The following is a 6,973-nucleotide window of genomic DNA, read 5'->3' as shown; positions in this document are numbered from 1 at the left end:
CGGGTGCCTCAGCTCAGAGGCACCCGCCGCCCGCGCCCGCGCGGTGCATGCGTCAGCGGCACTTGCGCCCGCTGTTGATGCAGCTCACCACCCGGTTCATCAGGTTCTCGTCGAAGACATTGATGAAGTCACCATGGTCGGTGACGGGCTTGTGGAGCTGCTCGGGGAAGGAGTCCAGAGCGAATCCGGGCCCCGGCGGCACGTCGTACACGATCCGCTGCTGGAGCTGCGGGATCGCCTTGAAGCCGTTCTGGCAGCGGCCGTCCTGGTCGGCGAACGCCACATGCGTGCGGTGGTTGGCGCTGTCGCTGTTCTGGCCGTCCCAGCAGCTCTGGAACTTGAACGTACGGACCACCTTGCTGCCCTCGGGGCAGATCGGGTATTTGTCCTTGAGCTGGCGGTTCTCGAATCCGGTGCAGCTCCATGAGGCATTGGCGTTGGCGTTGCCATTGACGAATGCCTTGGCGTCACCGGTGATGATCCGCAGGAACCTCGGCATGGCCGTGACCTTGGACACCGGGCTGCCCGCGAATTTCAGTGTCACCTGCGCCGGAGTCTGGATCTCTCCGACATTGCCCTCCTTGCCACCGCCGTCGGCATTGGCGTCGGCCTCCGCCGTACCGTTCTGAAGGCGCAGGACCGGCCAGTAGTAAGTCGACTTGTCACCCTGATTACGGCAACTGGTCGCGGCGGCGGCGAGAATGTCATCGGTCGCGAAGGCGTCATTGGACTGATTGCCGACGTAATCGTGCATATGGTGAGCGCCATTGCTCACACCTGGCGCGACGATGACATTGTCCGAATTGAACTTTCCGGCCTCGTTACGACCGCAATCGGTGGTGAAAGCGCCCTTCGACGCGCCACGGCGCTGACGGGGCTGGCTGACATTCGGCTGGACGGTCGTGATGTCGACGAAGTCGGAGGCCTCGGGGCCGTTGCCGGCCTGTCCGCCACCGCTCTGACCGCCGTCCTGGCCACCGTCCTGTCCGTCACCCTGGCCACCGTCCTGGCCCTGGCCCGGGTCCTGACTCGGGTCCTGGCTCGGATCCTGACTTTGACCGCCGTCCTGACCTTGGCCGCCCTCCTGGCCCTGACCGGCGGTCTGGCCGCCGTTCTGTCCGTCGCCACCGGCGTTGCCGTCGGCCCGCAGCGTGCAGGGCGCCAGCGCCTCAAGCCCCTGAGGCCGCTCGCCGACGCGTTCGATCGCGTTCGCGATGCGGTTCAGCGAGGCCAGCCGCTTCTGCTTCAGCGGATTGAGAATGGCATTCTCGGCGAACGCGGGATCCCGCTCGATCTGTTCCTTCTGATCGGCGAACCGCTTGTACGCCTGGGTGATCTGGGTGTCCATCCCGGCCAGCTCACGGTCGACCTGCCAACGTGCTCCTCGCGGTACGTCCGTGAGCTCGTTCGCCACCTCAGGACAGTCGATGGTCGACATCGCCTGTCCGGCATTCTCGCTCTGCGGCGGACGCTGGTGGGACCTGCCCTCACCCGCGGATGCGTAGACATTCACCGCTACCAGCCCACCCCCGCCCAGGAGCAAGGCAGCCGAGGCGGCGATCGCCCGGTTTGCCAGTGTGGAGCGTTTTCTCGATGTGCGTCCCATGGAACTCCTCAAGCTTCGTTTGCCGGTTACAGGGAAATCTCGGCAGGGGGAGAAGCGAAGCGCTCCGTTCCATACGGACGTGAATCGCGGCGTGTTCAGCCGCCGCGCGAATTCATAGAAATCTCCATCAACAAACCGGGCGGATACGCCTCATTGCGGCCGAGCCGTACGAAGAAGGCGATGGCCGCACACATCACCTCGCGGGGCCGCCTGACCCGGCGTCACCTGTCCTTGGTCAGGACATATCGCCTGACCCGGCGTCATCTGTCCCGGTCCAGATACGCCAGCACCGCCAGCACGCGGCGGTTGTCGTCGTCCGACACCGGCAGGTCCAGCTTCCCGAAGATGTTCGAGGTGTGCTTGGCCACCGACCGCTCGGTGATGACTAGTTGGGCGGCGATGGCCGCGTTGGAGCGGCCCTGGGCCATCAGCTCCATCACCTCGCGCTCGCGCGGTGTCAGACCGCCGATCGGCTTGTCCTGCGCCCGCCGCGACAGCAACTGCGAGATGACCTGCGGATCCATCGCCGTACCGCCCGCCGCGACTCTCCGTACCGCGTCGATGAACTGGTCCGCGTCGAAGACCCGGTCCTTCAGCAGATAGCCGATGCCGCCGTTGCCGTCCGCCAGCAGCTCGCGCGCGTACAACTGCTCGACATGCTGGGACAGTACGAGGACGGGCAGGCCGGGACGGGCGCGCCGCGCGGCGAGCGCGCACTGGAGGCCCTCGTCCGTGTGGGACGGCGGCAGCCGGACATCCACGACCGCGATGTCCGGTGTCAACTCCGCCAGCGCCCTGGTCAGTTCGGGCCCGCTCTCCACCGCCGCCAGGATCTCGAAGCCGTACGCCTCCAGCATCCGGACCAGTCCGTCGCGCAGCAGGAAGAGATCTTCGGCTAGGACAACTCGCAAGGAATCTCCATGGTCACCATGGTGGGACCGCCCGCGGGGCTGCTGACGGCCAGTACGCCGTCGAATGTACCGAGCCTGCGCTCCAGTCCGCTCAGTCCCGAGCCCTTCCCGATCATCGCGCCTCCGCCGCCGTTGTCGGTGACCGCGATACGCAGCATCCCTTCCCCGTGCGGCTCCCCGTACGACAGATCGACCCAGATCCGGTCGGCGCCCGCGTGCTTGATCACATTGGCCAGGGCCTCGCTCACCGCGAAGTACGCGGCCGACTCGACCGGCGCCGCCGGGCGCCCCGGCAGCTCCACACTCACCTCGGCCGGCACCGGCAGCCGCAGCGCCAGCGCCTTGACGGCGTCGCCGAGACCGCGCTCGGCCAGCACCGGCGGATGGATCCCACGGACCAGATCACGCAGCTCGGTGAGCGCTTCGGCCGAGGACTGACGGGCCTTGCCTATCAGCTCCTTGGCGCGCGCCGGATCCCTCTCGATCAGCGCCTCGACGGTGCCCAGATCCATGCCCATGGCGACCAGCCTGGCCTGCGCGCCGTCATGCAGATCGCGCTCGATCCTGCGCAGCTCGGCCGCCGAGGTGTCCACCGCGTCATGCCGGGACTCCGTCAGCCGCTCGATCCGCAGGGCGAGCGCTTCGTCGTGGGTGGGCGCGAGCAGTGGCCTGGCCAGCAGAAAGTGGAGCCGTAGCAGATCGGCGGCAAAGCGCAGACCGAGGGCGAGCAGCACCAGACCGAGAGCGGCGGCGGCCAGCCCGGTGAGCTGGCTGTCGACCCGTACGAATCCGTACCAGTACGGATCGTCCCTGAACGCCCGCCACAGGCCGGCGGCCAGGACGAATCCCTCCAGCGCGTAGATGTGCATGGCGACGGTCAGCAGGGCGATGACAAAGCCGATGGTCATATCGATCAGTAGCCACTGAAGATCGCGCCAGGTCGCCGGGTCCTTGAGCAGCAGAGTGCAGCGCTCGACCTGGCCGGTGATCCCGCCGCGTATATCCGGCGGGAACGGCCGGTACGGCACGGCGATCCGTATGTCCGACCAGGTGGCGGCCAGCAGCCGGCGCTGATTGGCGTGCTTTCTGACCGTCGCCACCAGCGCCGGAGTGGTGAGAACTCCGATGCCCAGCGGGATGAGGACGATCGAGACCACCGTCAGCACGAAGAGCGTGAGCGATCCGACGAGTGTGATGAACGACAGTGCCAGCCCTCGCCGGCTCGCCGTCAGCGACCTGCGGATCTTCCATCCGTCCATGGCGCTCTTCTCCTTCTCTCCCGCACGCTCCTCGCCGCGGCAGGCGGCCCTCGTGGCCACCGCGGCCCGTCCGGCCTCCGGGCGTGGCATCCAGTCTGGACCGGCCGCGGCGGGACCGGCAGCCGGTCACCCCCCGACCAGAGGTGTTGCCAGCACCACCCTCGATCAGGGGCCCTGGGCGGCTGGGGCGGACGGCGCCGGATTCCTAACGTCGTCAACGTCTTGTTCTCGCTTACCCCGCTCTTACTTCTGGGCCCTACCTCTGGGCTCTTCACCTCTGGAGGCAAAACGCCATGAGCACGAGGCAGAATCTCGCGGCGCGTATCGGCGTATGGAGCGCACACCACCGCAAGACGGCGATCATCGGCTGGCTGCTGTTCGTCGTACTGGCCACGGCTCTCGGCGGCGCCTCGGGCCTGGTCGAGATGACCGCGTCCGAGAGCGGCGCGGGCGATTCCGCCAAGGCCGAGCGCATCCTCGACGAGGCCGGGATCGACCATCCGGCCGGTGAACTGGTCATGGTCAGCAGCCGGGCCGACGGCGGCTGGCAAGCGGCAGCCCGCGAGCTGACCGAGGCCGTACGCGGAACGGGCGAGGTGGCCAGGATCGAACCCGCCCTTCCCTCGAAGGACGGCAAGGACGCCCTGATCCGCTTCGAGATCAAGGGCGACTCCACGACAGCGGCCGACCGGGTGCAGCCCGTGCTGGACGCCGTACGGAAGACCGGGGACGCGCACCGGGACGTACGGATCTACCAGTTCGGCGAGGCCAGCTCGGGCAAATGGCTCGGTGATCTGCTCGCCGACGACTTCCAGCGGGCCGAGTTCACCGCCGTACCGCTGGCGCTCGGCATCCTGCTCGTCGCCTTCGGCGCCGTGGTCGCCGCGCTGCTGCCCGTCGGGCTCGCGCTCACCGCGTGCATGGCCGCCTTCGGACTGCTCTCGCTCGCCAGCCATCAGCTCCATCTCGCCCAGACGACCTACTCCGTGATGTTCCTGATGGGACTCGCCGTCGGCGTCGACTACTGCCTGTTCTATCTGCGGCGCGAGCGCGACGAGCGGGCCGCCGGGCGCGACGCGGAGACCGCGCTGCGGATCGCGGCGGCCACCAGCGGCCGGGCCGTCCTGGTGTCCGGAGTGACGGTGATGGTCGCGATGGCCGGGATGTTCCTGTCCGGGCTGATGCTCTTCAAGGGCTTCGCCCTCGCCACGATCCTGGTCGTCTTCATCGCGATGCTCGGCTCCGTGACCGTGCTGCCCGCGCTGCTGGCCTGGCTCGGCGACCGTATCGACGCCGGACGCGTGCCGTTCCTCAACCGCCGTAAGAACCGTAAGAAGAAGAGTGGGCAGGAGAGCGGTGCGGCGCATGAGAGCGGCGCGCTGGCGGGCGCGCTGCTCAGGCCCGTACTGGCGAGGCCGAAGCTCTTCGCGGTGGCGTCGGCCGCGGTGCTGGTGGCGCTGGCGGTGCCGGCGCTCGGTATGAAGACGGAGTCGCTGGGGCTGGAGAAGCAGTTCGGCTCCGAGGCCTCGCTGACGGTCGCGTACCGGCATATCACCGAGACGTTCCCGGGCGGTCCGGCACCGGCGCTGGTGGTCGTGAAGGCCGACGACATCGGCGCGGACGGCGTACGGAAGGCGCTCGGGCGGTTCGGCGGCGATACGGGCGAGACGGTGACCGTGCACGAGGAGCGGAACGTCGCGGAGATCGAGGTCCCGCTGGCGGGCAACGGCAGCGACGGACGCTCGAAGGCGGCCCTGGCCGAACTGCGCGACGAGCGGCTGCCCGCCGCCTTCGCGGGCACCGGCGCGCAGGTCCATGTGACCGGTGATCTCGCCGGGTCGATGGACTTCACCGCGCAGCTCAAGCGCGGCATCGTCCCGGTCTTCGTCTTCATCACCGCCGTGACCTTTCTGCTGATGCTGTTCTGCTTCCGGTCGTATGTCGTCGCCGTCACCTCGATCGTGCTCAATCTGCTCTCGGTGGTGGCCGCGTACGGCGTGATGGTCGCCGTCTTCCAGCACGGCTGGGGCGCGGAGCTGCTCGGTACGGAGAAGGCCGGCGCGATCGAGAGCTGGATGCCGCTGTTCGTACTGGTGGTGCTCTTCGGGCTGTCGATGGACTACCACGTGTTCGTGGTCTCCCGGATCAAGGAGGCCCGCGACCGAGGCCTGGACAACTCGTCGGCGATCCGCGAGGGCATCCGGCGCACGGCGGGCGCGGTGACCGGCGCCGCGGCCATCATGGTCGCCGTCTTCGCGGTCTTCGGGACGCTGTCGATGCAGGACATGAAGCAGATGGGCGTGGGTCTGGCGGTGGCGGTACTGCTGGACGCGACGCTGGTACGGATGGTGCTGCTGCCGTCGGTGATGGCGCTGCTGGGGGAGCGGAACTGGCATACGCCGAGGGCGCTGCGGTGGCTGCCGGAGCTGGAGCACGGCGACGGGGACGCGGGCGGCGGCGACGCGGGAGCGGGTGGCGTGGCCGGGGGAGCGGAGCCGCAGGCTCCTGGGCCCAGGCACGCGGCGCCGGTGACGACGCGCTGAGGTCTCGCGACTTCTGTCCCGGCGACTTCTCATCGGCCCGACAGCGGGCCTGTACAGGCTCATGGCCCGGACGCCTTACGGGGGGCGTCCGGGCCATGTCCGTGCGTGAGGCGGATTGTCAGTGGTGCCTGGCACGATCTCTGTAACGGGATGAAGAACGACCAGGGGGCAGACCATGGGCACATGGGACACCGGCCACTTCGACAACGACATCGCGGCGGACTTCGCCGCGGATCTGGACGACGCGACAGAGGCAGGGCGTACGGATCTGGTGCGTGAGGCGCTCCTCCGCGCGATCGGTGCCACGGACTATCTGGACAGCGACGAGGCAGTGGTGGCGGTGGCCGCTGCCGCGCTGGTCGCCGAGCAGTGCCCGGGCGGACCGGCCGTGGAGACGGTGTACGGCCCGGACGAGCCGCTGCCGCGCTTCCCCGAGGAGTTGCGAGCCCTCGCGCTCCGGGCCCTGGACCGGGTGCTGGCCGACAAATCCGAACTGCGCGATCTCTGGGTCGACGCGGACGGAGAGGACGGCGAGTGGCACCGGGGGATAGGGAGGCTCAGGAGCACGTTGACCGCAGCGATATCGGTGCAGCCCTAGGGTCTTTCGTTTGGATCTGGCTGGGTGAGGGAGCGCCCGCCGCGGGAGCGGCTGGT

Annotated in this window: 5 protein-coding genes; 2 read left to right on the top strand and 3 right to left on the bottom strand. The window is 68.5% G+C overall.

Features of this window, described 5'->3' with window-relative positions:
- Positions 1 to 52: 52 nt before the first annotated feature.
- The 3 genes from GA0115259_RS03080 to GA0115259_RS03070 all read right to left on the bottom strand — a co-directional run bounded on the left by GA0115259_RS03080 (position 53) and on the right by GA0115259_RS03070 (position 3,776).
- Positions 53 to 1,606 carry a DUF1996 domain-containing protein gene (locus GA0115259_RS03080; protein ID WP_093590463.1) on the bottom strand — a complete coding sequence of 518 codons (1,554 nt, stop codon included), beginning with the start codon at positions 1,604 to 1,606 and terminating at the stop codon, positions 53 to 55.
- Positions 1,607 to 1,866: 260 nt separating this feature from the next.
- On the bottom strand, positions 1,867 to 2,517 hold the full coding sequence (locus GA0115259_RS03075) for a LuxR C-terminal-related transcriptional regulator (RefSeq protein WP_093590460.1): 651 nt from the start codon (positions 2,515 to 2,517) through the stop codon (positions 1,867 to 1,869).
- Positions 2,502 to 3,776, bottom strand: coding sequence for a sensor histidine kinase (locus GA0115259_RS03070; protein ID WP_093590457.1), 1,275 nt, complete (start codon positions 3,774 to 3,776; stop codon positions 2,502 to 2,504). Before GA0115259_RS03070 ends, GA0115259_RS03075 begins: the two co-directional genes overlap by 16 nt.
- A 293-nt stretch (positions 3,777 to 4,069) precedes the next feature.
- Here GA0115259_RS03070 and GA0115259_RS03065 point away from each other — a divergent pair, with 293 nt between their 5' ends.
- Together GA0115259_RS03065 and GA0115259_RS03060 are read left to right on the top strand one after the other, a co-directional pair.
- A complete protein-coding gene (locus tag GA0115259_RS03065; RefSeq protein ID WP_093590454.1) occupies positions 4,070 to 6,319 on the top strand; it encodes an MMPL family transporter in 2,250 nt (749 codons plus the stop codon).
- A gap of 175 nt (positions 6,320 to 6,494) precedes the next feature.
- A complete protein-coding gene (locus tag GA0115259_RS03060; RefSeq protein ID WP_093590451.1) occupies positions 6,495 to 6,917 on the top strand; it encodes a DUF4259 domain-containing protein in 423 nt (140 codons plus the stop codon).
- Positions 6,918 to 6,973 lie beyond the last annotated feature (56 nt).

The sequence above is a fragment of the Streptomyces sp. MnatMP-M17 genome (assembly GCF_900091995.1).
Classification (GTDB): domain Bacteria; phylum Actinomycetota; class Actinomycetes; order Streptomycetales; family Streptomycetaceae; genus Streptomyces.
This window is presented reverse-complemented; position numbering and strand designations above follow the sequence as displayed.

Excerpts from the sequence above, each read along its gene's own strand:
- GA0115259_RS03060 (WP_093590451.1), top strand. The coding sequence starts at position 6,495 with ATGGGCACATGGGACACCGGCCACTTCGACAACGACATCGCGGCGGAC.
- GA0115259_RS03070 (WP_093590457.1), bottom strand. The coding sequence starts at position 3,776 with ATGGACGGATGGAAGATCCGCAGGTCGCTGACGGCGAGCCGGCGAGGG.
- GA0115259_RS03065 (WP_093590454.1), top strand. The coding sequence starts at position 4,070 with ATGAGCACGAGGCAGAATCTCGCGGCGCGTATCGGCGTATGGAGCGCA.
- GA0115259_RS03080 (WP_093590463.1), bottom strand. The coding sequence starts at position 1,606 with ATGGGACGCACATCGAGAAAACGCTCCACACTGGCAAACCGGGCGATC.